This is a genomic window from Methylobacterium frigidaeris, assembly GCF_022179185.1.
GTDB classification, from domain to species: domain Bacteria; phylum Pseudomonadota; class Alphaproteobacteria; order Rhizobiales; family Beijerinckiaceae; genus Methylobacterium; species Methylobacterium frigidaeris.
Genome location: NZ_BPQJ01000035.1, coordinates 13,952 through 39,088, shown reverse-complemented (window position 1 = coordinate 39,088; position 25,137 = coordinate 13,952). Strand labels below are relative to the sequence as shown.

The following is a 25,137-nucleotide window of genomic DNA, read 5'->3' as shown; positions in this document are numbered from 1 at the left end:
GTCTACGGGGGGCCGAGGTCGCGCACGCCGTCGAACGTCGTGAGCGCGTCGCCGACGGCGCTCCCGAGCCCGTCGAGCGCGCTCTCGACGATCCGGTCGCCGAGCGCCAGCGCGGGAAAGCCGCCGCCGTCCTGGCCGGCCTCGACGAATTCGAGTTCGAGCGCGATGTAGCCGAGTCGGTCCTTGTGGGTCGCGGTCGAGCAGCCCTCGCACCGGACCTGGTCGGAGCCTTGCAGCGGCAGGACGAGCGTCCCGACGCCGGCGCGCCCGCACGCCGTGATGAGCGCGGTCTTCTCGGCATCGGCGGTGTCGCTCGCGAGGTAGGCGGTGATGCGGTACTCCCGCACCAGCCGGCCCATGTCCTCGGTCGCGTGGGTCTCGGACTTGACGTAGCGGTGCCGGACGATCGAGCGTCCGACCTTGCCGAGCTCGTCCTTCTCGACGAGGAACCGGGCGCCGCGGAACGACGCCGGCATCAGGCTCTGGCGCCAGTCGCGCATGTCACGCGCCTCCCGGGTTGCCCGCCGCTTGCGGCATGGATCGGCCGCGCGTGCCCGCGTTCGCCTGCACGTTGCCCGACGACGAGGCCGACATCCCCGTGACCTGCCCGGGGCCGTCGACCTTGACGGTCACGTTGACCTGCGCCTGACCCTCGACCTTCGCGGTGATCTGGTCCGGCTTCACGTTGGCCTGGATCTGGTCGGGCTTGACCGTGGCCTCGACCGGCTTGCCGCCGTTCGCCGCGGTCGCCGCGGCGCCCGTCGCCTTGTCCAGGGTGTTGGAGAGGGCGCCGACCTGGCCGGAGGGGTCGCCCCCGGCCCAGGTCGGCATGGTGCGCCGCCACCACGCCTGGAGCGGCGGCGCCGCGCCCTTCTCCCGGGCAAAGGCGCCGAGCGGGTTGGCGTCGAGCGCGCCGCCCGTCGCCGGGTCGGCCGCCCCGCGCTTGACCGCGTCCGGCAGCGCCTTCGCCGTGGCGTAGCCCGCGACCGCCGCGCCCGCGAGGGTCGCCGTCGCGACGGCCGCCGCGCCGAGCGTCGCGGCTCCGCCGGCGGCCGCAGCCCCGGGCAGGCCGCCCGCCGCCGCACCGGCCGCGGCCGCGCCGGCTCCGGTCGCCGCAGCCCCGCCGGCCGCCGCACCGGCGCCGGCTCCGGCTGCCCCCGCGCCGCCGGCCGCCGCGCCGCCGAGGCCGAGCACGCGGCGCAGCAGCGTGAGCGTGCCCCAGGCGCTCGCCGCGGTGAGGCCGGCACCGGCCCCGAGCGAGAGGCCCTGCTGCGCGCCCTCCGGCAGCTTCGAGAACTGGTCGAGCCCGGCGCCGAGCTTGTCGGCGCTCCACTTGATCAGCCCGGCATTGGCGTTGCCGATGGTGAGCACCAGGTTCTCGAACGAGCCGCGCAGGTTCTCGACCGCGCCGCCCAAGCCTGCGAACACCTCGTCGGCCTTCTTCTTCGCCCAGTCGGGGTCGTCGGCAGCGTGGCCGATCTGCTGGCGCGCCTGCTTGAACTCGTCCCACTGCCGCTGCGTGATCGCGCCCTTGCCGCCGTGCTTGTCGGTGAGCCAGGCGTTGAGCTGCGGCAGCGTCATGTTCTTCGACATGGCGTCGTCGAGGAGCCGCTCGCTGTCGACGCTCAGCGCCGAGACCTTGTGGAAGCCCTCGACGGCCTTCGCCGCCACCCGCGCATCCTGCGCCTTGACGGTGCCCTTCTTGTTCTTCCCGAGGATGTCGCCGACCGCCGAGACCACGGCCTCGGTGTACTTGCCGCGATCGCCGATCAGGCTGGCGTCGGCGTTGATCTTGTCGAGCTTGGCACGCACGGCCGGCGTGAACGACTTGCCCATCTTGAGCTGGAACTGCCCCTCGAGCGCGGAGGTCGAGAGCTGCTTGGGCATGGTCACGTAGTCCGAGAACTTGATCCCGGCGGCGTTGAGCGCGGCGAGCCCCGGATTGGTCGGCGAGACGAGCTTGCCGGCGGCCGAGCGGATGAACGTGCCCGCCTCGTCGCCGCGCAGGCCGCCGCGGCGGGCGAGCGCGGCGAGCGACATCAGCGTGTCCGAGGACAGCCCGGCGCTCGTGCCGGAGGAGGCCGCGAACTTCGCGTACTGGGCCACGTCCTCGCCGTTCATGCCGCCGAGCTTTGCCATCTTGACGAGCTGGTTCGTCGCCTTGTTGGCCTCGAACAGGGCCTTTTCCTTGGTCGAGATGTCCTTGCCGGTCTGCTGCAGGTAGCCGCGGATCGTCTCCGCGCCGTCCTTGAGATCGGTCTCCATCAGGGTCGAATAGTTGCGCACGTTGGCGACGATGCCCTGCGCGACCTCGGCCTTCAGCGTCGCCGAGAACCCGGCCGGCAGGCCCTGCATCGCGGCGGTCTGCGCCTTGACGACGTCGATGTTGGAGAACTGCGTCTCCTGGCCGATCTGCTTGGCCTGGGCGAGGAGCCCGGCCTGATCGGCGTCGGAGATGTCGGTGAACACCTTCTGCTTGCGCACCGCGAGATCGAACTCGGCCGCCGACGTGATCGCGTCCTTGGCGATCGTCTTGCCGTGATGACCCGCGACCACCGCCGCGCCCGCACCGAGCACGGTCGCGGCCTCGCGCCGGTCGTCGCGGCGGGCCTTGCGGGCGTCGGCCGCCTCCTGCGCGATCCGCTCGCGCTCGGCCTGCGCCGCCGCCTGGCGCCGCTCGCGCTCGGCGAGTGCGGCGCGGCCGGCCGCGCCCATGCCCTCGGCCACGTAGCGGTCCTGGGCGATCTTCGCCATCTGGCGCCGGCCATGATCGCTCATGCCCGCCGTCATGCCGCCCTCGGCGCGGGCGAGGGCGTGCTGGCGCTGGATCGCGGCGCTCGTCTGGTCGACCGCCTTGGCAAGCCGCTTCTGCTCGCCGATGAGGCTCGTGATCGCGACGCCCCCTTGCGCGAGGGTGGAGCGCGCCGCGAGCACGGCCGCCTTCTGCCGCTCGAACGCCGCGGCGGCGGCATCCGCCGCGGCCTGCGCCTTGCGCAGGTTCTGCTCGAGCGCCTTCGTGGGCTTGGCCGCATTGGCGAGCGAGCGCGCCGCCTCGTCGGCGCCTTTTCGGGCCGCCTGGAGGTCGGCGCGGGCGGAGAAGAACGCGTTGCGCTTGCCCTGGTAGCCGTCGATCGCCTTGAGGTTGTCCTGCGCGGCCTTGAGCGAGCGCGACAGGCGGTCGACCTCGGCCGCCACCTTCGCGCCCTTGCCGACGTCGCGGAACTTCCGGGCGATCTGGTCGAAGACCTTGCCGGTGCGGTCCTCGGCGGAGATGACCGCCTTGGCCTCGATGATCCGCCCCATCAGCGCCTCCCGCCGCCCCCCTCACGGCGGCGCTTCTCGGCGCGGGCGACCGCCCGGCCGTACCAGTGGATGATCTGCCGCGGGGTCAGGCGGCCGACGGCGTCGAGCGGCTGCTTCAGCTCGAAGACGATGTCGTCGGCGAGGTCTCCGAGGGTGCGCTGCCCGCGGCGGGCGCCTGGAAAAAACCCAGGATCGCCTTTCGCACCTCCCGCGCCACGCGCCAGTCCTGCCCGTCGAGGAGCAGGGTGTCGGGCGACACGATGCAGGTCGCCGCATACGCCCAGATCACCTCCGGCTTCTCGATCGTGAAGACGTTGCCGTCCTCGCTCTGGCCGATCGAGTAGGGCTCGCCCCCGCACGCGACGTAATCGTCGTAGGTCGGCTCGCGCAGGACGAGGTGAGTGTAGTCCTTGCCGTGCGCGCTGATCGGCCTGGAGAGCGGGATGCGGATCTCGGCCATGGCCTCAGACCTGCCGATACTTGTCGGTCTCGATCGACAGGCCCGAGACCTCGCCGGTCTCCGAGTCGATCGAGGGCGTGCCGGACCACGACGCCGCGGTGAACAGGTGCGTGACCTTGGGCTTCAGGTCGGTCTCGACGAAGGTGACGTCGATGTCCGCGAGGATCATCGCCTCGTCCCACTCCAGCCCGACGCCGCGGTCGAAGGTCAGGTCGAGCTTGGCGAGCTTCGGCTTGACCGTCGAGTAGCCGGTGCCGTCCATGTTGGCGCCGTTCTCGCGGCTGATCGTCGACGACTCGATCGTCGCCTTGCCGCGGCCCGAATAGGTGCGGCCGTTGATGTCGAGCGTGAACCGCCCGCCCTTCGTGTCCATGGCAGGTGTGCTCCGAGAAATCGAAGATCAGGGCGGCCGGGCGCAGGGTGGCCCGGCCTCGCGGGTGGGACGATCCTCAGAGCTGCGCGGCGTTCGCCGCGGTCAGCTCCTGATTGACCGTGATGTTGCTGGCGAAGACGTTGAGCTGGTTCGCCACGTCGATCGGCAGGTATGCGTTGAGCCGGTTCGGATCGGCCGAGCGCTCGACGATGAGGTACTGTGCGAACAATTCGACGTTCTCGACCACGCCGCCCACCTCCGAGAGCTCGGTGTAGGCGTGGATGATCGTCGTGCGCGCCTGATCCGGCGTGACGACGCCCTGCAGGCCGCGCGGGTTGTCGCTGCGCAGCACGTGGCGCGGGTAGGTCGAGGTGATCTTGAGCGCCATGTAGCGCCCGACATAGGCCGAGATCGCGATCGACTCGACCGAGATGAACGTGTTGTCGGGCTGCCCGTAGGCGTTCAACTGGTAGGTCGTGAACAGCCGGTCGATCGCGACCGAGCCGTCGGCGTTCACCGTGAGCCCCGAGATGCCGTTGTGATACAGCGTCTCGCGGTCGGCGAGGTCGAACCGGTCGCCCAGATCCGCCGCCGGGCGCACGCCCTGGAGCACGATGGTCTGGAGCGGGCGGGCGATCTCGATCGCCTCGGTCAGGGAGCGGCCGAGGTTCTTGGAGAACCCGACCACGCCGCCCAGCGCCGCCACGATCGACCACAGCGGGGTCGGGTGGTTGAGCACGCCGAGGATGGTGCAATGGCGATCGTTGCGGGTCGCGCCGAGCGTCGTCAGCGCCGAGACGTTGCCGTTGAGGATCGTGAGGTAGTGCCCGCCGAGGCCCACCGTCGGGCCCCAGGTGCCGCCGGCGTCGCTGAAGTGGTCGCGCGCCGCGTTGAGCTGGCTCGCCGCCGCGTAGGGGCTGATCACCCAGTCGAACTGGGTCGAGCCGAGCGCGGCCAGCGCCGCCGCCATGTCGACGTCGCCCGCGCCCCCGCTCATCGCCGTCACCGTCACGGTGACGCCGGCCGGGTCGATCTCGTCGCCGTCGAGGCCGCGCTCGATGCGGAAGCCGTTGCCCTCGGTGCCGGTGTGAACGGCGGTCAGGTTCACCTTGCCGGGCGTCGTGCCGTCGACCGCCGCCGTGACGGGCGCGTTCATGCGCCGCCCGAACTTCACGTATCCCCGGCCGATCGTCGCGACGAGAGCGGCGGCGATCGTCGCGGCGCTGTCGCCGTTCGCCACGCCGACGCTGTAGCGCTCGCCGCCGAGGTAGACCACGACCGTGCCCGACGCCGTCGCCGGGCCGGCGACCGTGATCGCCCCGGTCGCGGCCGCGCCGCCGGTCGGATCGCCGACATCCATCACCCACAATTCGCCCGTCGGGTTGTGGCGGCGGGCGTAGAGCAGCATCTCGGCGAGCATGGACCCGCGCCCGCCGAGCGCGTTCGGGTCGGTGCCGCCGACGTTGCGGGGCTTGAGCGCCTGGAGAAGGGAGCCCGTCGAGCGCCGCCCCAGCACGATCGAGCGCGACAGGCCCGAATAGGCCGGGATGCCGGCATTGAACTCGGCGTAGAACAGCGGCGCGCGCAGGTCGCCGGGCATGTTGTTGAACGCGACGACCATCGCTTCACCTCGAAACGCCAACGGCCGCCCTCAGGGCAGCCGTAGCAGGGGGGACGGGAGGGGTGGAGAGGGCGGATCACTCCGCCGGATCGGCCTCGATCGGGGCCGCCTCGGCGGCGGCCGGCGCCTCGGCGGTGGCCGGCGCCTCGGGCGGGATCGGCGTCGCCGTGATCTCGCCCCGGCGCTCGCGCTTCGCCCAGTATGGGCTCCACACGACGGGCGCGCCGTCCGGCGGCAGCGCCCGGCCTCGGGACGGATCGAGGATCACGGCGCCGGGCAGGCTCGGCGTCACGCGGGTGTCGAACATCGGCGAGCCTCGCTCAGGGATCGGCGTGGAGCGCGAACACCCGGTCGGCCGCGACGTCGGCGGCCTGGTCGGGCACGATCGCGGGCGACAGCGGCTGCGGGGCGACGATCATCCCGACGCCCTCGAAGAGGGGCGCGGGATCCGGCCCCGGCGGATCGGCGATCCCGGCGAGCATCAGGCAGGTGTCGCGCGCCGAGCCCGTCGCCACCGCGCACACGCTGCGCAAGGGCTCGGGCAGGCTCGCGAACTCGCCCGTCGGGGGATTAACGAGTTCGTCGCTCTCGTCCCAGCCCTTGAGCTGGACGGTGAGCGTGAGGAGCCGGATCGCGAACTTCTCGCCGGTCTCGTCGGTGGTGAACCGGCTCGACTTGACCTTGGTGATCCGCCGCGTGACCGCCTCGCGCAGCAGGATCGCCTCAGGCGTATCGCCGGCGCCAAGCACCCGCGGCACCCGGTCGGCGAGGAAGTCGAGGGCGGCCTCCAACTCCCGGTCGGTCGCGACGGGCCCGGTCGCCGTGACGACCTCGCCGCCCATCATGACATCGCCGGTCGCGGTCTGGGCGATCTCGAGGACGAGCTCGGCCTTGAGGTCGAACGGCGGGCCGCCGTTGTTGGCGGAGTAGGCGTCCCCGGCCATCTCCTCGGTCGTCAGCACGATCGTCGGCACCGGCTCGCGGTGGTCGAAATCGGCGATCCGCGAGTCGTAGATCCGGGGGCCGCAGAGTTTGGCGATCGCCGGATCGGCCAGCAGCGCCGCGATCGCCTGGAGGCGGAGCGCCGTGAGGGCGAGGCTCATCGCAGCTCCCGCAGCCAGATCCGGGTGCGGCCGTAATCGACCGCGGTGACGTTCGTGACCGCGTAAGAAGCCCCGGTGTAGAGCCGGGTGATCTTGTCGTCGGCGACGGGCGGGGGCACGAGCGCCCGGTCGTCGATATCGATCGCGAACTTCTCGCCCGCGATCGCCTTGGTCGAGGCGTCCGACATCGCCCGGCCGTGGGCGTTGAGCATCGCGCCGGGCGAGACCCACACCGCGTCGAAGTCGACCGGCGGGCTGCCGGCGCGCGCGACCGGGCGGGCGTTCACGTCGGGCCTGCCGCCCGTGACGGGCGCGGTCCGCCGTTCGAGCCGGAAGCCCAGGCGCTCGGCCTGCACCTGGTCGTGCGTGCGCGAGGCGACCCGGGCCGCGACGTCGAACAGCGAGCGCATGGCGCTTACGAGACGTTGCCGTTGAGGCGCACGCGGCCCGTGGTCTGGCCGGCCGAGCCGGCGACCGGCAGCACGGCGGCGCCGATCAGGGTGTTGCTCGTGGCGACCGTGGTGCACACCTTGGCGGCGTTGTCCCAGTAGATCTTGGCGCCCTGCGCCCAGGCCTGGCTGTCGGCCTTGGGCAGGTCGTAGACGCCTTCGATCGCCGCCTCGACGTTGCCGCCGGAGAGGGCGGCAAAGCTGGCGACGCCGAACAGGGAGCCGACGAGCAGGCCGGCGCCGCTCGCCACATCGTAGGGCGCCACCAGCGTGAGGGTGTGGCCCTTCTGAACGTAATTCTTCATCGTGGATGCCCCGGGAGCGGGAGTGCGGGCGAGCGACCGCATCCCGGGGCGCTCACGCCCCGGGGGGTCCGCTCAAGGAGTCAGGCGGGGTCCGGCGCCGTTCAGGCGCCGGGGTTCTTGTAGCCGCCGCGGAAGTCGATCGCGGCGAGGCCGAAGTCGTGCTCGAGCTTCACCTTCATGCCCTGCACGCCGAACACCTGCTCGGAGGTCAGGCGCGGGCCCTCGAAGCCCTCGAGGTAGCCGTAGACGAAGCAGGGCGCGATCGCCGGGTCGGCGAACAGGTACCAGCCCTTGCCGTCGATGTTGGCGTCGGCCACCGGCATCATCCGGCGGAACGACTCCGGCACCGCGTTGCCGGTGATCTGCGGGGTGATCGCCGTGAAGAGCTGCTCGGCGTTCGTCTGGATGTCGGGGCCGGTGAGCAGGATCTTCGGGGTGAAATTGGCCTTCATCCCGTCGAGGGTGGTCTGCTTCATCATCGCGGCGCGGCCGGCGCCGACGGCGTCGACGCCGATCGCCGTGCCGGCGCCCGCGAGGTTGTTGTGGCCGGCGTGGAACACCGCCTTGCCGTCGGTGATGAGCTGCGGGTTCGCCGCGAGCGTCGCGAAGGCCTGCGCGTTCTCCCAGTCGGTGACGCGCTCGCCGACCGAGCCGAGCACCTGGTCGATCGCCCCGAGATGATCATTGACGATCATCTGGCGCGAGAGGTTCACGGAGACGCCGTAGGGGTTGACCCGGAACACCTCCTTCGACTCGGAGAAGGTGCCGGCCTTGATCTCGCCGGCCTCGTTCACAGGCTGCAGCGACGGGAAGTCGCCGGCCCGCACGACGTAGGTCGGGCGGAAGTCGGTGGCGGTGTAGGGCGCCGCGAACATCCGGTAGGTCGGCTGGGCCAGCCGGTAGCGGGCCAGAAGCCGGACGTTCAGGGCGTCGATGAAGATGCCGGGGAAGTCCGACACGGTGTGGAACGCGCGCTCCATCACCTCGGTCACCTGGCGCGAGGTGCGCAGGTCGCCGCGGTAGCCGATGCACTCGGCCGCCATCTCGGCCACGCCCATCTCGCCGTAGGCGCGGGCATGCGCGGGGATCTCGGCGGCGCGGTCGCCGCCGTGACGGGCGAGGCGGGCGACGAGCGCGTCGGTCATCGCGCGGCGGCGGGTCTCGGTCTCGTCCTGCCCACCGAAGGCGGCGCGGGCGTGGCCGATCCGGTTCTGGGTGGCGTCGGCGCGCGAGGCCATGAACTCGAAGGCGCGGGCGCGGAACGCCTCGACCGCGTGGCCGCCGTCGAGGGCCGCGGTCACGGCGTCGTCGGCCATGCCGGAGCGCCGGCCGATCTCGCGGATCTCGGCCTGGCGGGTGCGCTCGGCGCGCACGAGCGCCTCGGTGTCGACGGCCGGAACCGGAGCGGGCGCCGGCGCGGGGGACGGAACCGGGGCCGGGGCGGCCGGGGTGGCCGGGGCCGCGGCACGGGTCTCGGTGGCCTCGGGGGCCTGGGTCTCGACGGGCGCCGGGCCCGCCTGCGGCGAATGACGACGCAGCACGTCGCTCTCCTCGGTGTGGGCCTCTGCCCGGTGGGTGGGGGTGGTGTCGGGAGCCGTGGAGCGCACGGCGGCCCGGGGATCGGCGGGGACGGTGACGAGGGAGACCTCGAGGAGCTCCCAGCGGTCCGCCCGCCAGATTTCGGTGTCGTCCTCGACGCTCGTGAGCGTCCAGGCGGTGACGCGGTAGCCGACCGAGATCGAGGACAGCTCGCCGCGGGCGACCATGCCCTCGTGCAGTCGGCCGTCCTCGGTGTCGGCGAAGCGCAGGCGCCCGCCGAGCTCGCCGCCGGCGACCCGGGCGATCTCGACGACGCCGATCGGCCGGTCCTGGTCGTGGTTGAACAGGAAGGCCATCCGGCCGTCCGCCGCCCGCGTCAGGTCGATCGCCTCGGGCGTGACCGCGAGCTCCTCGTAGGCGCCCCAGCGGCGCACCCGGGCGCCGGTCGAGAACACCGCCTCGACCGTGCGGGATGCCGCGTCGTAGGTGCCGGCCCGGAAGGTCGCGGCGCGCGTCGCGGTCGAGCCCGGCTCGAAGCCGTCGGGGCCCATGCGCGGGGTCGTCGCGGCGCGCGTGCGCCGTCCGGCGGCGCCGGGCGCCGCGGGGGATGCGATCATCGGGTGAACCTTCCCGGGGTTAGTCGGCGCCGGCGGTCGCCGGTTTCGCCGCGGCGGCGCCGTCGCCCTCGGGCGATTGCGCGACGCCGAGCTGCGAGGTGCGGCGCGGGTCGATGTCGAGGACGAGGTCGCCCGGCAGCGCGTCGAGCACGCGGAAGAAGTCGGCGGTGTCGGCGAGCCCCTTGCGCCAATCCTGGCCCCAGGAGCCCAGAAATTCCTGGGGCGAGAGGCGGCCGGAACGGACCGCCAAGATGTCGGCCTGCAAGTCCTTCAAGGGGTCGATCGGCTCGACCGCCGGCATGATGTACTTCCAGCGGTACCCGGCCTTGCGGGGCTTGAGGGCCCCCGACAGGATCGCCGCGTCCGTGAACCAGCCGGTCACGCGCCGCATCATCTGCGGCACGAGGATCAGCTCCTGCTCCTGCTCGGTCAGGCGCCGCCCCTCGATCTTGCCGGCGCGCAACGACGAGTAGTTGGCCTGCCTGAGGTCGCCGGTGAGCTGGTCGTAGGTGACGCCCGTGCCGGCCGCGAAGGCCATTTGGGCGGCGAGGTAGACCGGTTCGAACTGCCCGGCCGAGGACGGGTTGACCGTGACGACGTCCTCGCCCGGGTTGAGGTAGCCGATCATCCCGGGCGCGAGGCGCTCGAGCAGCCGGCGGGCCGTGCCGCTCTCCTTGACCACGGCGCCGAGCGAGGCGGCCTGGTCGCCCGTCGTCTTCACGAACAGCGACAGGCAGGCCTCGGTCTTGGCCTTCATCAGGACGGCGTCGAACAGGTCGGCGGCGTCGCGGGCGTTCAGGAGCACCGGCGTGAACACCGGCACACCCCGCACCTGACCGGGGCGCAAGGGGTGGAAGAGGTGGATGACGTCGCCGGCCGGCACCCACTTCGACACGTAGGCCGTGCCGCGGTAGGTCAATTCCCCCGGGTGCTCCGGGTGCAGCCAGTAGCCGGTGCGCTCGTCCCAGTCGCCGAGCGTGACGCCGAGGCGCGAGACGTGCCCCTCGAACACGGCGCGGTCGCGGAAGGCGTCGATGTAGTCGCCCTCGAGCACCTTGAGCTTGAGGGGGACGCGCTGGCCGCCGTCGAGGCGGCGCGGCACGCGGCGGATCACGCTGTCGCCGCCCTCGAGCATCGCACTGTGCGCGGATTTCTGGAGCCCGGCGAAGTCGAGGATCCCCTCGATGTCGGCGGTCGGGCACCAGTCGTCCCATTCCTGCTTGGCCGCGTTGTCGACGCGGTCCGAGCCGTTGTCGGGCACGGCAATGATGCCGGTGCCGATCGCGTGGCCGGTGCGGATGTCGAGGACGCGCCGGCCGGCCGGCGTGTTGCGCGCGAGATCCCGCGAGCGGTTGCGCAGGCGGCCGAGGACCGCGCCGATCTCGACGTTCGCCGACGAGTTGCGGTCGGTGAAGCTCTCGCCCCGCCGGCCGGTCTTCGCGCCGTCGTAGGCGCGGGCGTCCTCGACGAGGCCGAGGGCCTGGGCCCGGGCGAGTGCCGCCCGCGGCGCCACCCAGGCCAGGGCCTTGAGGGCCCGCTTGGACAGCGACATGGGTCAATCCCGCGTGAAGGTGGCGAAGGTGACGCGCGGCGCCTCGGCCTTGAGCCCGAGCGCCGCCGCGATCTCGTCCCGGATCGAGCGCATGTCGGCGAGCGTCCGGTACTCCACCTCCCGGTTGTCCGCGAACCGGACCTTGCGGGCCCCGGACGCGATCGCGGCGTTGATCGCGTCGAGGTCGGCGGTGGTCCAGGCCATCGGGCGGGGTCCTTCAGAACCAATCGTTGGTCGGTCGATCGAACCAAGCCGGCGCCTCCGGCGGGGGAGGCGGAGGCGCCGGCTCGGGCGGCGGCGGGGGCGCCGCCGGTGGGGCACCGGACGAGCCCTCGTCCTCCGTCGGTAACCTCCGCGCAGGCGTGAAGAGGTCGACGTGCGAGAGCTCGTCCGGCAGTCCGCGGGCCCGCGCGAGCGCGGCCCATTCGTCTGGGCTCATCGAGGAGAGCCCGAGGTATTCGGCGAGCGCCAGGTTGTAGACCCGGCAATCGAGAAGGTGGTTGTCGGTGGTCTTCGCCCACTTGCGGGTCGTGACCTGCCCCTTGACGATCACGTCCTCGAGCCGCTCACCCGTGAGCTGCTTGAAGTACGTCTCGTCGAGCCACATGCCGAAGTGGCAATAGCCGGGCGGATCGACCCGCTCGCCCGAGCGGATGCCGGCCTTGTGGAGCGCGTTGTAGAGCCAGGACTTGAGGCCCCAGGTCCCCACCGGATAGATGTGCACGCCGCCCTTGATCTTGCGGCCGTCGAGGTCGACCTCGACCTCGCGGCGCTGCCCGATCGGCGGCTTCTGCCAGCCCGGCACGCCGTCGAGCGCCAGGATCGTGTCGTGCCCGGTGTTGAGGTTGATCGACTGGTTCAGCCGCACGAAGCCGTAGACGGCGTTCGAGAGGTAACCGGTGTCGATCCCGAGCACGTCGACCCGCCGGGTGCGCCCGAAGGCGTCCGGAAACTCGCGCCGCAGCGTCCGGTCGAGGAGGAGGCCGTAGACATCAGCCCGCGAGTCGGAGGGGTCGCCCGGGATGTAATCCGCGTCGACCGTCCAGCTCTGGCCGTCGGGCGCGAAGGCCGCGACCTCGTACCAGATCCCGCGCATCTGCACGTCTGCGGCTGCCACCAAGAGCAGCCCCTGCGCCGGAACGTGGAAGCGCTGCAAGCCCTCCTCGCGCCGCTCCATCAGGCGGGTGTGGTCGGGCGCGTCGCCGCGCTGGCGGTAGGGCCGCCCGAGCGTCAGGTTCGCGAAGTCCTTGGCGCCCTTGTCGCCCTTCTTGGCGGCCTTGAGCCAGTCCTCGGCGATCGCCTCGTAGCTCATCATGAGGCTGATGAAGCTGTCGATGTGGAAGCCCGGGTGCCGGCCCTCGCCCTCGACCGACGGGATCCAGCGCCCGGCCCGCACCGCCTCGACCCGCTCGGTCTCGGTGATGTGGTGCCCGCACCGGCACTCGTAGCGGGTGCGGTGCGGGTGCGCCGCGTCGATCCGCAGCCGCTCGAAGTCGTGGACGAACAGGTTGCCGCAAGCGGGGCAGGTCAGGTTCCAGAACCGCTGGTCCGAGCGCCGGAACGACCGGTCGATCCGGCAATGGCCGGGCTTCTCGCCCGTCTCGTCGCCGGTGTCGATCTCGGGCGTCGAGATCTCCAGGATCTTGAAGTCTTTCGTGCGCCGGAACGCCGTGAACCGGCCGAAGAACAGGGTCTCGGGATCACCGAAGCCCGGAATGTCGGCCCACTTCGACAGCTCGTCCTTGACGCCCTTCTTCGTGGTCTTGGACGAGAGGTCCATGACCGAGTTGGCGTTGCCGAGCGCAATGTAACCGCCGGCGAATTTCTTCTCGTAGGTCGTCGAGCCCGCCCCCGACCGGCTGGTCTGCGGCTCGATCACGACCCGGCCGGCCCGCTTCTGCCACGCGTCGATCAGCGGCTGCAGCTTCTGGCCGTTGATGTCGCGCAGGAAGTCGATGCCGGGCACGCCGTAGAGGGTGTTCGCCGGCTCCTGGTCGGCGATGTAGAGCATCCAGCCGAGCGCCAGGATCGAGGCGCCCGTCTGCTGGCTCTTGCGCACCGTGACGAGGTTGCAGGGGTGGTCGTCGCCGAGGCAATCGGCGATCTCGGTGAGGTAGGGGGCGCCCGCCGGGTTCCAGAGCTGGCCGGCAAGGGGGCCGTCGATGAGGACGAGGTTCTCGGCGAGCCACTGCGAGACGGCGACCGGCGGGCGCGGTTCCAGGACCTGGCCGATCCGGCCGGTCACCAGTCTCGCCGCCCCGGGAAAGCCGCTCATCCACGCTACTCCGCCGGCACCTCCTCGTCCGTTGCCGGCGCCTCGGCGGCCATGGCCTGGAACGACGCCGCGATCTTCGCGCGCATCCGGACCGCCGCCTTCTTCAGTTCGATCCGCAGGGCGTGGACGTTCTCGAGGCCGAGCGCTCGGCCGATCGCGTCCGCCTCCTGGGGCAGTTGGTCGATGAACCGCGCCATGTCGGCGGCGGACTTCGCCACGGCCGCCTCGTAGCGGTCGCGGCGCAGCAGGGTCTTGCGCAGGTCGCCGACCTCGAGCCGGCGCTTCTCGACCTCGTGCCACGCCTTCTGGCGCAGCGCCTCGTCGTAGCTGTCGCCGGGATCCGTCGCCGGAGGCGGGAGGGCTGCCTTGGGCGCCTGCGCCTTCGACGGATCGCCGAAGCGGCCGCGCAGGTGATCGTACTCGACGACGTTGAGCGCCGCGATGCGCCCGCGTCCGTCGCGCGCGACCGCGAGGCCGTGCTGCGCGACGAGGTCCCGGGCGATCTTGAGCACCGCCTCGCGGGTGACGCCGTCCCGCTCGGCGATCCGGGCGGCCGTCCACATCACCTCAGGTGTGGCAACGTCGGTTGGCACGTTTGACAACCCTGGCAACCCTGATTTCGAGGGAGCCTCACTGGCAAGATCCCGGGGTCTCCCGCCCGTGGGGGCCGATCGACCGGGGAGGGACCCTGGCTGACGCAGGGGGAGGCCGGGGGTCACCCCCCGAGCACCCGCCCCAGCTCGTGGGCGAGCCGGTCGGGCAGGTCGCGCTCCACCGCCGCCTCGAAGGCCGTGCGGCTCGCGCCCTGCACCATCTCGTCCGGGATGTAGAGGCCCGAGCGCTTGACCTCGAACCGGTCCATGCCGGAGTTCGTGCGCGAGCCCACCCGCTCGAAGACCTGCCCGTTCCAGTTCGGCTTGACGACCCGCTTGGGCCACCACCCCGCCTTCATGAACGTGCTCGGGTAGATGCTCCGCTTCGACCAGGGCGCGGCCGAGACGCCGGTCGACGTCTCCCGCGCCCCGAAGTGTTTGAGCCGGATGTTCCCGCCCTTGCTCCGGATCGTGTAGGTCAGCCCGCCCTTGCCCGCCTTGTCGACGCGCAGGGCCTTCACGATGGTGCGGCGCTTCAAGCCCGTCTGCGGGACGAGCGCGCGCGTCATCTGCGTCTTGGCTTTGTCGCCCGTGTGGTTGATCGCCCGGGCCAGCGCCGGACGGGCTTGCGCGCCCGCCGCCGCGATCTGGTTGCCGAGGCGGGCGATCGCCGCGGCGTCGAGGGTGACGATCAGGCCGCCGCTCATCCGCGCCTCCGGGCGGCCTGCGCCAGGGTGCGGGCGAGGTCGCGGGCATCCTGGCCCAAGGAGCGCCCGAGGGCGTGCGCGCTCTGCGCTGCGGTCCGCACGTCGCCCTGGCGGAGCGCCTGCACACCCGCCGCGAGGACGGGGCGGCGCTCGGCGCAGCGGCAACCCATGGTCGCCTCCTGTGTCCGAGGACCGCGTGTCGCCCGCGGCCGGCATGCTCAGGTGAGATCGCCTGCGGGCAACAAAAAACCCCGGCGGGGTGCGCCGGGGTGTTTTTGGCCCTTTCTAGGGTGGGTTGACTATGGTCAAGCTTTTGCTGGCCGTCAAGCGTCTTGTGTCAGGCCGCGATCCGTTCGGAATTCGCTTTATTCGTCCGTGCCTTGCGCCGGGTCACGGGTGCCCGGTCGAGGGCCTCGGACGACCAAATCGTCAGAGGCGCCGCCGGCCCGGTGACCGCGAATTCAGGGCAGCCGGCGCGGGCCGCGGCCAGCATCCCGAGGGCCGCGTGCCACGCCGCATACCGCGCGCGCTCGAAGGCGACGACGTCGAGGGGCGCGTCCGCCACGAACTCGAACCCGGCGACGTCACGGGTGCCGGGGCGATACACGGGACGGCGGCGCAGGCTCGCGTCCATCACGTCCGGCCGGCTCGCCTCGCGCCCGTGGGTGATGATGAGCACGCTCGTCGGCAGGGTCGTTAGGGGACGGGGCAGGCCGACCGGGACGCGGTCGTTGCGGCCCTCGCCGCGTCCGCCGCGGCGGCGCGTGGCCTGGATCGACGCCTTGCCACCCTTAAGCGTGATGACCTCTCCGTGGCGCTCCGCCGTCTCAGCGTCCCACACCAGGAAGTCGGCGCCGGCCCCGTACTCCACGTACATGTCGGGGAGGGCCAGAACCGCATCGTGCAGGGCGAGGAGGCCATCGGCCGTGCCGGCGAGCCGCAGGAACGCCTCGCGGGTGCGGGCGGCGCTGTTCGCGGCGTAGGACGAGGTGTCGACCCGCTCAGGGCCGCCGAGCTGCGAGCCAGGCGCCCGGGGGCCGGAGCCGAGACCGAGGGCGACTGCGCCCGCCTGCCGGCCGTCCTGGCCGTAGCGGTCGACGCGCTTCTCGCGGTAGGCGCGGACGAGAAGGGCCTCGATATCCACAGTTTCCCGGTTCGCGTTCTGGAGCATGGCCGACCCCTGTTCGGGAGGATTGGGAGGCTAGGGAGGCAAGCCTTGGCGCCGCGGCGCTTGCCTCCCAGAACTCGGGGCGCCGCCACGGCCCCGCTAAACCCTTACACCAGCTTCGCTTTTCTTTCTTTCTTTTCCGTTTGAACGATCAATTTGGGAGGCTAGGGAGGGTAGGGAGGATAAATCTTGGGTATGCATGAGACGCTTTTGAAATGAGCGGCCCCCTTGGACCCCGCATCTTACGCGCGCTCATTGGGAGCTACCCTCCCTAGGCTCCCTAGCCTCCCAATCGCCGGCTAACCCCTTGATCGCCCTCGCGCTCCCTTTGGGAGGCAAGCCGCCCCTCTCGTCGGCCTACCCTCCCTAGGCTCCCAACTAGCCGCCCAAGGGGGGCGGCGGGGGCGCGAATTCGGGGCGAACTCGGATGCCCGTGCACACGCTGACAGAGGATTTGCCCTTCTCAAAGCCGTGCTGGGAGGCGGTTTTGGGCAGGCGGCGGGTGAACGTGTTCTGCGCGAAGGGGGTGCGGCCGGTGCGGCGGCAGAAGACCTCGAACACCCGGTAGAGGTGGCCGGTCTCGACGACGTCGGCCGGATCCTTCGTCACCTCGAGGGCGGCGCGGGCAAACATGCCCATCAGGTCGCTTTCCTCGCGGTACTCCTGCGTCGCCTCGATCACCTCCTTCGGCGGGTCGAGCTGGCCGCGGGTGAGGTAGTCGATCGCCCCGGCGACGAGCCAGTTGAGGATGCCCGCGCGCTCGGCCCACATCTTGTCGCCGAGCTGCTTGTCGACGTCCTCTTTCGCGATCTGGACATCGAAGGGCACGAGCACCACCCTTCGCCAGATGCCGTCGTCGTTGCCCTTGATATCCGGCTTGCGGTTGGCCGAGATGACGAGCTTGAACGTCGGATAGACTTCGATGAACTCGGCGTTGAGGCGGCGCACGAGGATCGGCTCGCCGGCCGTGAGCTGCTTGATCAGGCTCTCGTCGAACCCGGCGCCTTCCTTCGGCTCGGCGGTGCGGACGAGGCGCGCGCCGGGCAGGCGGGCGAGGTCGGGCGTCGCCTCCGAGCCTTTTTTCTGCGCGCCGGAGTTGACGAGGCTGTCGATCGGGATCGTGGTCGAGTAATCGCCCATGATCTTGCCGATGATGTCGACGAGCGTCGACTTACCGTTGCGGCCCTCGCCGTGGAACAGGAGGAAACACTGTTCCCGGGTGAGTGCAGTCAAGCTGTACCCGAAGTACCGCTGCACGAAGGCGCGCATCTCGGCCTCGGGCAGGATCGTGGCGAGGAACTTGTCGAAGATCGGCGACTCGGCCGCCTCGTCGTATTCAATGTCGGACAGCTTCGAGATCAGGTCTTCGCGCGCGTGGTCGCGCCGCTCGACCGTCCACTGCGTGACCATCCGGACCTCGTCTGGATCTGGGCACTCGGGATCGGGCATCTCGACCTGAACGAACCGCAGCGTGCCATTCGCCACGTTATAGGCGAGCTGATCCGCGTCGAGGTCGCCGATCGGCCGCGACAGGAAGGGGATCGCCTCCGAGAGCATGCCGTCGAGCTTACCCTTGTTGCCCGAGGTGTTCGCGAAGCGCTTGCGCTGCGCCTGGCGCTGGGCGAAGGCCTTGCGGGCCTCCCGTCCCCGGTCGACAGCGTCCTTCGCCTCCTCGAGGCTCTCGCGGAGCGCGTCGGCCCGACGGCGCGTGTCGGCGTCCTTCTCGCTCGCCTTGAGGCTCGCCAGCTCGCGCTCGTAGGCGGCGACATCGCGCTTGGCCGCGTCGCCCGCCTCGATCGCCTCCTGCTCCCGGGGCGTGGGCTTGAGCACGTGCGCCTCGTAGGCGATCGCCTCGACGACCGCGTGGCAGACGGGCCGCGTGCCGACGTCGTCGATGTCCTCTTTCCAGCGCTGCGCGTCGTAGACGTGCCAGCCGATATTCTGGACGTGGAGGAGGTCGGCGCCGGCGCGGTGGCGCAAGCGGCGGGAGTTGCCGATGTCGTTCTGGGGCTCGGCGGCGCAGCGCTCGACGAGCGCCCAGTCGGTGTCGGCCGGGGGCGCTTCGTCGGGGAACTCATCGTCGAACCCGTACTCTTCCATCATGGGGGATGGCGGGGGCTGAACGCCCCCGGCCGGCGCCCCGTCGATCAGCCCGACGATGAGCGCGCTGTTATCGGTGGGGGTGGAGGTCATGACTCCTCGCCGAACAGTGGCGCAGGCTTCGGAGCCTTACCGCGGGCCTTGGCACGCTCGGCGCGACGGATGGCGGGGCCGGCGAGCGCCAACTCGATCCGACGCGCGATGTCTGGCAGGTACTCCGGATCGCGCTCGCACAAGATCGCGTTGAAGCCCTCGCGGAATGCCGCTTCGCCGGTCGTCCCGCTGCCCGCGAAGGGATCTAAAACTATGCCGGGTCTTTCACGCCAGGCGAGACGACCACCACACTTCGCACAGTATTGGACAGCTTCAGCGTCGCCGCGCAGCAGGGGCATTGGATCACTGACGACGTTGTCAGCTTCGGCAGTCGATCGTGATCCGCCTTCAGCATGACCTGTAGATTTTCGATCCTGTTGTCGTCCCGTACCCCGTTGATGTGATGCACCGCCTCCTCCGCCCGCAACGGCCGTCCGAGGTGCTTCGCCATCACCAAGCGGTGCTCCATCACGTAGCCCTGCTTCGACGCCATCGGACTGTCCGGTGCCAGCATTGCAATGTATCCGTGCACCGTCTTCGTCTTTTTGCGTTTGGCCAGCCCGTTCCCGATCGCCGCACAATTTCGGGAACAGTAAGTCCGCCCCCCGTCCTTCTTCGGAGTGAACGTCTGGCCGCAATGCTTGCACTGGCGTGGCGTGAGAGTTTTCGGAACCTTCATGCTCAGCGCCAAGCACGCCGGGGAACAGTAGACCTGCCTCGCTCGGTGAGTCGGCGCGCCGCACATCTTGCATGGCGTTCGCGGGATCACTGCTGCCGCATGCTGGCACGTCTCGGAGCAAAAAATCGTGACGCTGCGCCTGCTCTGAAATGGCGCCTCGCAATGCTTGCACGTCTTGTCGAACATTATTCCCTCTCGGCGCGCCGCATGGAGGGTTATGGCATGTTTCGCACACCAGTTCCCGCACTTTTGGCGGAGTCACCAAACGCACGAGCCAGCGCATGAGATCGACAGGCTTAACCGTGGGGTGCTTGGAGCCTATGCGATCGTCAGCGCCCGCCTTTGCCGAAAAAAAGAACCGGGCGGCTGACCCTGCATCTTGCGGAACGTCCCACGTCTTTCCCGCGCGCTGCGCGAACGCCCCACCCTTGTTCCCAGCTATACCCTCAAAATCGCTGCGACGCGTTACGGTACCGCCAGCGCTCTCGCTCTGCGGGAATGCCCCGGCGACTTCTTCGGACGCGTCGTGAACGACGTTGGCCGGCCACCGCCCCATGGTCGTAGTAACCGCCTCGGCCTCGGCGCGCGCAAAGACGCCAAGGACGGGAGAGGCCTTCCCACCCATGCCGCCAGTTGTGGTTTGGCGCGGCTCGCCGCCGCCGATGCGGCAGGCGTCGATATTCATGGCCCCTGTTCCGTGCGCCAGGACATTCTCAGCCACAGTGCCAATAAGGGGCTTGCGTGCGACCGTAATCGGCTCGATCGCCGGCTTGAGAGCGGTGCCCCAGCCGCGCCACGCCTCGCCCTCCGGAGTGGCCGGGTCGTCCGAGTCCTTCTCATGATAGCCGCGCTCGAGCGCGGCCTCGATCCAGGGGCGAGTGGCGCCCTCCATCCCATCGCGACCGCCGGCGGTCGCCTTCGGATTGCGCACCTGCGCGGCGTCGACGACGACCTTCGTGCGCTCGGCCCCGAGGTGCTTATCGATCGCCTTGGAGACGTCGTGAGACTTGGGGAAGCCGCTTCCGTAAAGCCAAGCGATCATATCGCGGATTTCAAAGCCGGCATCTTCAATCGCGCAGGTAAGGCGATGGATCGTCCGTGTTGCGGAGAAGGCAACCACGAACCCGCCTGGCTTCAATACACGGTAGATCTCAGCCCAGAACTCGACGGCAAAAGCCCGTTCGCCCGTATCCCAGGACTTACCCATGAAACCACTGGACGCACGGGCATAAACGCCGGTCGCCCCGACCTTCGAGGGAGCCGCGCCGTCCTTCCCGAAGCGCTTGCTAATCGAGACGAGCGCATAAGGCGGATCGGTCACGACCGCGTCGATCGAGCAATCCGGGAGGGACTTGATCGACTCCAGGCAGTCGCCGGGCAGGAGACGCACCCGACCACCGTGAAACTCTACCGGGGTCATTGGAACTCCGAGGGAAACAGGGCCTCGACCATCTCAATTCTTCGGCCGAGCCAGCGCATGACGTTCACGGCCATGGAATTACCCAGGGCCTTGTACCGGGGACCGTCCGGCATGGTGCCAGAGCGCCAGGGGACGGCGGTGTGGCCGCGGGGAAATCCCTGGAGGGCCTCGCACTCCTCGGGGGTGAGGCGGCGGACGGCCCATCCCGAGAGCGGCGGGCCGCCGTTGTGGCCGACCATGGCCGCCGCGTGACCGCCGCCGTGGCCCTCGCCGCGCAAAGCGCCGGCCACGTCCCCGATTGAGAAGCCAGTGTCGCCGCCGGCCTTGCAGTCGAACGCGATGGCGGGAGGGTGAGCGCCCGCCGCGAGGGGGTGGCAGGGGCCGCCAGGCTCGGGATTGGCGCGGTTCTCGCGGCTGGTGATCTGGGTCGTGTCGAAGGCGATGGCGTGCTGGGCGCCTGCCTGGAGCGTGAACATCGGGTCGCCCGGCTGGCCGATGCCAGTGCCGACCTTCACCGTCGACTGGTCCTCACCCTGGCGCTTCGTCGCCTCCAGGATCGGGATCGGCGCGGTTACGAAGGTCTCGGACTCAAAGTCGTACCGCCCGGCATGATGCGTCAGGGTTGCGGCGGCTTCGATTGGCCCACGAGTGTCATTGCTGCCGAAGGCGACAGGCACGACCATGCCTGCGGCAGCCTGATCGGCGCTGACGCCGCGATTGCCGGGCGTCAGGGCGGCGACGAGATGCCCTTCGGTGTCTCCGCCGTCAGGCTGCCCGCAGCGGCGGCCAAGGCTGCCTGTAAGGCTGGCGGCAGCGATCTGCCCCGCACCTCGGCGCGGCGCAGGATCCCCGCGCAGGCACGCGCGCTCAAGAAGTACCGCGGCGGCACGGCGCCAGTCTCCAAGATGTCCGACAACGAACACACGCCGGCGTCGCTGAGGGACAGCCCGTCCAAACCCGTCCACTCGGACGTACTGAGCGTCCAGCACTCGCCAGGCGAGGCCATAGGCGCGATGGTATCCGGGGACGACGCCGGAGTTCTGCCATCCGCCGGCGGGGACCTCGACGGATCGTCCGGCGAGCAGTCCCAGAACGCACGCAAAGTCGCGTCCTCCGTGGCTGGACAGGACACCGGGGACGTTCTCCCAAACGCTCCAGCGGGGCCGGAGGCGCCGAGCAAGACGACCAAACTCGAGCGTGAGGTTGCCACGCTCGCCATCCAGGCCCGCTCGGAGTCCGGCGACGGAGAAGTCCTGGCAGGGGGTTCCTCCGACCAGAAGGTCGATTGGGTCGTAGAGCCCCGCTTCGATCGTCGTGAAGTCGCCATGCAGGGGCACCTCGGGCCAGTGATGCGCGAGGACGGCGCGCGGCGCCGGCTCGATCTCGGAGAAGAAGGAGGGGCGCCAGCCGAGGGGATGCCAGGCGACGGAGGCCGCCTCGATCCCGGAGCAGACGGAGCCGTAGCGGAGGGTCACGCCGCCCTCGCCAGGATCGCGTGCACCTCGGCCTCGTGGGGCGCGAGCGCCGCGAGGGTGGCGCGCAGCTCGGTCAGACGGTCGACGGTGAGGCGCAGGTCGTCGCGGGCGTAGCCGAGGCCGGTGTCGCGGCCGTTGGGCCGGCCCTCGGCCATCATCCGCTCGACCGCCGCGAGCGCGTTGATGTCCCGGGACAGCGAGGCGTCGAGGGCGCGCACGAAGTCCTGGAACGCGAAGGTCGCGGCCGACGCCGCCGGGGGTGCGGGAGGGGGCGCCATCTAGAGGCCTCTGAGGAGAAGGGAATTGAAGTCGGAGCCCTCGGGGGCGAAGGCGGCGCGCACCCGCCGCCCGTCCCGCGCGTAGCGGGCCGCCGCCCGGTCGTGGGCGTAGCGGGTGAGGACCGGGTCGCTGTCGCCGTCGCCGAGGGTCAGGACCGAGACGACGGAGTCGGGGATGGCGATCGCCGGGCCGTCCATGTCGGGGACCGGGCCCGGGATCATCCACGGCCGCTGATGCCCGCGCTTGTCGGCGTTGCGGATGGTGGGGTGGGCGACCGTCTCGGCCGCCGGGCCGCCGAGGCCCCCGAGGGAGAGGGCGCAGGCGAACGCGGTGCGGGAGGTGTCGCGGTCCTGGCGTTCGAGCGCCGTGCGGACGGAGAGCGTCGTTTCGATGCCCTCGCCCATGCACCAGCTCAGGGGCTCGGCGGGGCGGGTGAGCGGGATGTAGCCGCCGCGGACGGAGCCGCGCATCTTCTTGGCCGGCGCGACCTCCCCGGTCTCGGGGTTGAGGATCTGGGCCTTGCCCGACGGGGCGTCGAGGTCGAGCCAGGTCAGGTGCACGCCGGAGAACAGGCCGTCGGGCCCGACGATGCCGCCGACCATGGCGGGGCCGGCATGGACCTTCACCTTGCGCGAGACGCCCTTGACCGTGCGGTCGTCGAAGAAGGCGAGGTTCGGGTGGAACCGGATCGCGCAGCCGTGGCGGGGGAGATCCACGCCGCGGATCTCGCGCAGGTAGGTCTCGACGGGGGTGCCGGGGGCGGGCTCGGACTGGGCGTAGATCCCGCGGGCCTTGCGGCGCTCGTCCTCGCTGATCGCGGCGGAGCGGGCGTCGTGCGCGGCGCGCTTCTCCGCCCGCTCCGCCTCCAGGGCGGCGCGCTCCTCGACCGACAGGGTCGAGCCCTCGCCGCGGGGCGGAGCCTGACCGGTCAGGATCTCGCAGGCGGCGAGGAAGTCGCAGCCCTCGACGAGCATCACGAGGGCGATCGCGTCGCCGCCCTTGCCGCAGCCGCGGCAGAGGAAGACCCCTTTCCGCAGGTTGATGCCGAACCGGTCGCGCCCGCCGCAGACCGGGCAGGGGCCGACGCGCTCGTTCGAGCCGCGCAAGGCGAGATTGTACCGGCTCGCGACCTCTGCGAGGCCGACGGCGCGGGCGGCCTGCGTCCAGTCGTCGAAGGCGGCGTCGCGGTCCCGGGCCACGGGCTCAGCCTTCGAGGCAGGCTGCGGCCGGCGAGAGGCCGAGGCCGAAGTGGGTGACGGGCGGGGACGTGATCCCGCGGCAGGTGCCGTCCGAGCCGATGCGGTAGGACGGGTAGAAGGTCGGGTGGTGCTCGGCGAGGTCGGAGAGGTGGAGGAGCGTCGAGCGCTGCGGCCCGGAGGGCAGGTCGGCGGCGTAGGCGCGCAGGCGGTCGACGAGCGTGGCCCGCTCGTAGGCCTCGGGGGTGAGGCGGGGGGCGGGAGGCGCGTCCGGCACCGGCGCGGGGGCACAGGCGGCGGCCGCGGCAGCGATCCGCCGGGCGCGCTCGGCCTGGGCGAGCGCGATCACCTTAGCGCCAACCCCGAAGGAGGCGCGGACCGCGCCGGGCGCGAAGCCGCGGTCGAGCTGCAGGATGATCGCCTCGACCTGGCGGGCGGCGGCGGGAGAGAGGCCCGGACGCGGCGACGCGCCCGGCGACACGGGGCCGGTCATGGGGAACTCTCGCTGTCGTGGCGGCCGGAGGGGCCTGAGGAGGGATTCAAAGAGCCGGCGGCGCGAGCAGAGGTCTCGGGGATGCCGCGCCGCCGGTGGCCGCGATGCCGTCAGGCCGGGGGACCTGCGGCGGGAGCGGCCGAAGAGGGGACGGGGGTCGGAGGGCGCGGGGCCGGACGCGGGACTTCACTCGGCCACACGGCGCCCTCCGGCCACCGATCAGAGAACCACTGCAAGCCGTCCTCGATATTGGCGCTCAGCATGTCCTTGCCCTCGCGCAGACGGCGCAGGCGGTCGCCCGAGCCGTACACGAGGGTCGACACGCGGCCGTCCGAGAGGCTCATGGCCTCACCGAAGGCGTCAGCGACCAGGAGGAGTTTCGCTTTCAGTCTCATGATGCGCTAAGCGTGCGCTAGAATTAGCGCAGACGCAAGGGGGGTTGTGGCGCCCAAAACGCGCTTAGTTTGGCGCGTTTCGCCTTGCGCCCACGCTTGGAGTGCGCTAAGTTTAGCGCGTTTTCAGGTTAGGTTTTGCCATGTCCGACACCTCCGCCGCCGCGGTGCTCGCGCGCATCCAGCAGCGCCTCGACGCGGTCGGCCTCTCCGAGCGCGGGGCCGAGCAGGCCGCCGGGCGCGCGAGCGCCATCCGCAACCTGCGGACCGGGCTGGTGCAGTCGGTCAAGATCGGGACCCTCGAGGATCTCGCGCCGGTGCTCAAGACGTCGGCCCTCTGGCTGCAGACCGGCGAGGGCGCGGCCGCGGTCGAGGCCCCGGCCGCCTCCACCGCGGAGAGCATCGCGCGGTTTCGCAAGGTGCAGACCCGCCTGCGCGCGAAGGCCGGCCTGCCGCCGCTCGCGCCCGACGTCGCGGCGATCGCCCTGCGGGGCGAGGTCGCGGCCGGGCAGTGGCTCGAGGTCGACCACGTCGACGCGCCGAGCTTCGAGGAGGTGCGCCTGCCGGTCGACTCGCGGTTCCCGGCCGAGGCGCAGTTCGGCCTCCTGGTGCGCGGCACCTCGATCAACAAGGTCGCCCCCGACGGCGCCTATCTGACCTGCATCGACACGATCGCGCTCGGCTACGAGGTGCGCGAGGGCGACCTCGTGATCGTCGAGCGCACGCGGGACGGCGGCCACCTGCGCGAGCGCACCGCCAAGCGCTACCGCCGCAACGGCGACACGCACGAGCTCTGGCCCGACTCGTCGGACCCGCACTGGACGAGCCCGATCGTCATCGACCCCGATCACGAGGCCGAGGACGTGAGCGTTCAGATCGTCGGCCTCGTGGTCTGGGTGCACAATCAGGTGCTCCAGGTGCCGAACTTTCCGACGCGGATCTAGC

Annotated in this window: 25 protein-coding genes and 1 pseudogene; 1 reads left to right on the top strand and 25 read right to left on the bottom strand. The window is 71.0% G+C overall.

Going from position 1 to position 25,137, the window contains the following annotated elements; translation table 11 throughout:
• Positions 1 to 2: 2 nt before the first annotated feature.
• The 25 genes and pseudogenes from MFF64_RS26865 to MFF64_RS26755 all read right to left on the bottom strand — a co-directional run bounded on the left by MFF64_RS26865 (position 3) and on the right by MFF64_RS26755 (position 23,800).
• On the bottom strand, positions 3 to 500 hold the full coding sequence (locus MFF64_RS26865; RefSeq protein ID WP_099898710.1) for a DNA circularization N-terminal domain-containing protein: 498 nt from the start codon (positions 498 to 500) through the stop codon (positions 3 to 5).
• Position 501: 1 nt separating this feature from the next.
• A complete protein-coding gene (locus tag MFF64_RS26860; RefSeq protein WP_099898712.1) occupies positions 502 to 3,303 on the bottom strand; it encodes a phage tail tape measure protein in 2,802 nt (933 codons plus the stop codon).
• 115 nt (positions 3,304 to 3,418) lie between these two features.
• Positions 3,419 to 3,763, bottom strand: coding sequence for a phage tail assembly protein (locus MFF64_RS26855; RefSeq protein ID WP_099898714.1), 345 nt, complete (start codon positions 3,761 to 3,763; stop codon positions 3,419 to 3,421).
• A gap of 4 nt (positions 3,764 to 3,767) precedes the next feature.
• Positions 3,768 to 4,136 carry a phage tail tube protein gene (locus MFF64_RS26850; protein WP_099898716.1) on the bottom strand — a complete coding sequence of 123 codons (369 nt, stop codon included), beginning with the start codon at positions 4,134 to 4,136 and terminating at the stop codon, positions 3,768 to 3,770.
• A gap of 76 nt (positions 4,137 to 4,212) precedes the next feature.
• A complete protein-coding gene (locus MFF64_RS26845; protein ID WP_099898718.1) occupies positions 4,213 to 5,757 on the bottom strand; it encodes a phage tail sheath C-terminal domain-containing protein in 1,545 nt (514 codons plus the stop codon).
• Positions 5,758 to 5,833: 76 nt separating this feature from the next.
• Positions 5,834 to 6,064, bottom strand: a complete 231-nt coding sequence (locus tag MFF64_RS26840; RefSeq protein WP_099898719.1) for a hypothetical protein — start codon at positions 6,062 to 6,064, stop codon at positions 5,834 to 5,836.
• Positions 6,065 to 6,077: 13 nt separating this feature from the next.
• A complete protein-coding gene (locus MFF64_RS26835; protein ID WP_099898721.1) occupies positions 6,078 to 6,860 on the bottom strand; it encodes a hypothetical protein in 783 nt (260 codons plus the stop codon).
• Complete coding sequence (locus tag MFF64_RS26830) at positions 6,857 to 7,270, bottom strand: hypothetical protein (protein ID WP_099898723.1); 414 nt, start codon at positions 7,268 to 7,270, stop codon at positions 6,857 to 6,859. The genes MFF64_RS26835 and MFF64_RS26830 overlap by 4 nt, the downstream gene beginning before the upstream one ends.
• Before the next feature lie 5 nt (positions 7,271 to 7,275).
• Positions 7,276 to 7,614 (bottom strand): DUF2190 family protein, encoded by a 339-nt coding sequence (locus MFF64_RS26825; protein ID WP_099898725.1) that lies wholly within the window; start codon positions 7,612 to 7,614, stop codon positions 7,276 to 7,278.
• 101 nt (positions 7,615 to 7,715) lie between these two features.
• Positions 7,716 to 9,770 (bottom strand): prohead protease/major capsid protein fusion protein, encoded by a 2,055-nt coding sequence (locus MFF64_RS26820; protein ID WP_238192829.1) that lies wholly within the window; start codon positions 9,768 to 9,770, stop codon positions 7,716 to 7,718.
• 19 nt (positions 9,771 to 9,789) lie between these two features.
• On the bottom strand, positions 9,790 to 11,322 hold the full coding sequence (locus MFF64_RS26815) for a phage portal protein (protein ID WP_099906375.1): 1,533 nt from the start codon (positions 11,320 to 11,322) through the stop codon (positions 9,790 to 9,792).
• A gap of 3 nt (positions 11,323 to 11,325) precedes the next feature.
• Positions 11,326 to 11,526, bottom strand: a complete 201-nt coding sequence (locus MFF64_RS26810) for a phage head-tail joining protein (RefSeq protein ID WP_099906377.1) — start codon at positions 11,524 to 11,526, stop codon at positions 11,326 to 11,328.
• 13 nt (positions 11,527 to 11,539) lie between these two features.
• Positions 11,540 to 13,597: a terminase gpA endonuclease subunit gene (locus tag MFF64_RS26805; RefSeq protein WP_099906379.1), complete on the bottom strand. Its 2,058-nt coding sequence runs from the start codon at positions 13,595 to 13,597 to the stop codon at positions 11,540 to 11,542.
• 5 nt (positions 13,598 to 13,602) lie between these two features.
• Complete coding sequence (locus tag MFF64_RS26800; protein ID WP_133123658.1) at positions 13,603 to 14,190, bottom strand: ArsR family transcriptional regulator; 588 nt, start codon at positions 14,188 to 14,190, stop codon at positions 13,603 to 13,605.
• A gap of 122 nt (positions 14,191 to 14,312) precedes the next feature.
• Complete coding sequence (locus MFF64_RS26795; RefSeq protein ID WP_099906383.1) at positions 14,313 to 14,897, bottom strand: phage tail protein; 585 nt, start codon at positions 14,895 to 14,897, stop codon at positions 14,313 to 14,315.
• Positions 14,894 to 15,067, bottom strand: coding sequence for a hypothetical protein (locus MFF64_RS26790; RefSeq protein WP_165795828.1), 174 nt, complete (start codon positions 15,065 to 15,067; stop codon positions 14,894 to 14,896). Before MFF64_RS26790 ends, MFF64_RS26795 begins: the two co-directional genes overlap by 4 nt.
• Positions 15,068 to 15,234: 167 nt before the next feature.
• Positions 15,235 to 16,068 (bottom strand): hypothetical protein, encoded by an 834-nt coding sequence (locus MFF64_RS26785; RefSeq protein ID WP_133123659.1) that lies wholly within the window; start codon positions 16,066 to 16,068, stop codon positions 15,235 to 15,237.
• A 375-nt stretch (positions 16,069 to 16,443) separates the two neighbouring features.
• Positions 16,444 to 18,258, bottom strand: a complete 1,815-nt coding sequence (locus MFF64_RS26780) for a DNA primase family protein (RefSeq protein ID WP_099899136.1) — start codon at positions 18,256 to 18,258, stop codon at positions 16,444 to 16,446.
• Positions 18,255 to 18,557, bottom strand: coding sequence for a DNA methyltransferase (locus tag MFF64_RS38200; RefSeq protein ID WP_099899138.1), 303 nt, complete (start codon positions 18,555 to 18,557; stop codon positions 18,255 to 18,257). The genes MFF64_RS26780 and MFF64_RS38200 overlap by 4 nt, the downstream gene beginning before the upstream one ends.
• A complete protein-coding gene (locus MFF64_RS38195) occupies positions 18,470 to 18,709 on the bottom strand; it encodes an HNH endonuclease (RefSeq protein WP_369010720.1) in 240 nt (79 codons plus the stop codon). The genes MFF64_RS38200 and MFF64_RS38195 overlap by 88 nt, the downstream gene beginning before the upstream one ends.
• Before the next feature lie 538 nt (positions 18,710 to 19,247).
• Positions 19,248 to 20,357, bottom strand: a pseudogene (locus tag MFF64_RS38190) (DNA methyltransferase); the annotation flags it as partial.
• Positions 20,354 to 21,832 carry a DNA cytosine methyltransferase gene (locus MFF64_RS26770; RefSeq protein ID WP_099899132.1) on the bottom strand — a complete coding sequence of 493 codons (1,479 nt, stop codon included), beginning with the start codon at positions 21,830 to 21,832 and terminating at the stop codon, positions 20,354 to 20,356. The gene MFF64_RS26770 and the pseudogene MFF64_RS38190, both read right to left, overlap by 4 nt.
• Complete coding sequence (locus MFF64_RS26765; RefSeq protein WP_099899130.1) at positions 21,829 to 22,110, bottom strand: hypothetical protein; 282 nt, start codon at positions 22,108 to 22,110, stop codon at positions 21,829 to 21,831. Before MFF64_RS26765 ends, MFF64_RS26770 begins: the two co-directional genes overlap by 4 nt.
• A complete protein-coding gene (locus MFF64_RS26760; RefSeq protein ID WP_133122981.1) occupies positions 22,111 to 23,310 on the bottom strand; it encodes a DUF7146 domain-containing protein in 1,200 nt (399 codons plus the stop codon).
• Positions 23,311 to 23,314: 4 nt separating this feature from the next.
• On the bottom strand, positions 23,315 to 23,800 hold the full coding sequence (locus MFF64_RS26755; RefSeq protein ID WP_133122979.1) for a hypothetical protein: 486 nt from the start codon (positions 23,798 to 23,800) through the stop codon (positions 23,315 to 23,317).
• 535 nt (positions 23,801 to 24,335) lie between these two features.
• Between MFF64_RS26755 and MFF64_RS26750 the strand changes: the two genes are divergently transcribed.
• On the top strand, positions 24,336 to 25,136 hold the full coding sequence (locus MFF64_RS26750; protein WP_099899122.1) for a LexA family protein: 801 nt from the start codon (positions 24,336 to 24,338) through the stop codon (positions 25,134 to 25,136).
• The last annotated feature ends 1 nt before the right edge of the window (position 25,137 follow it).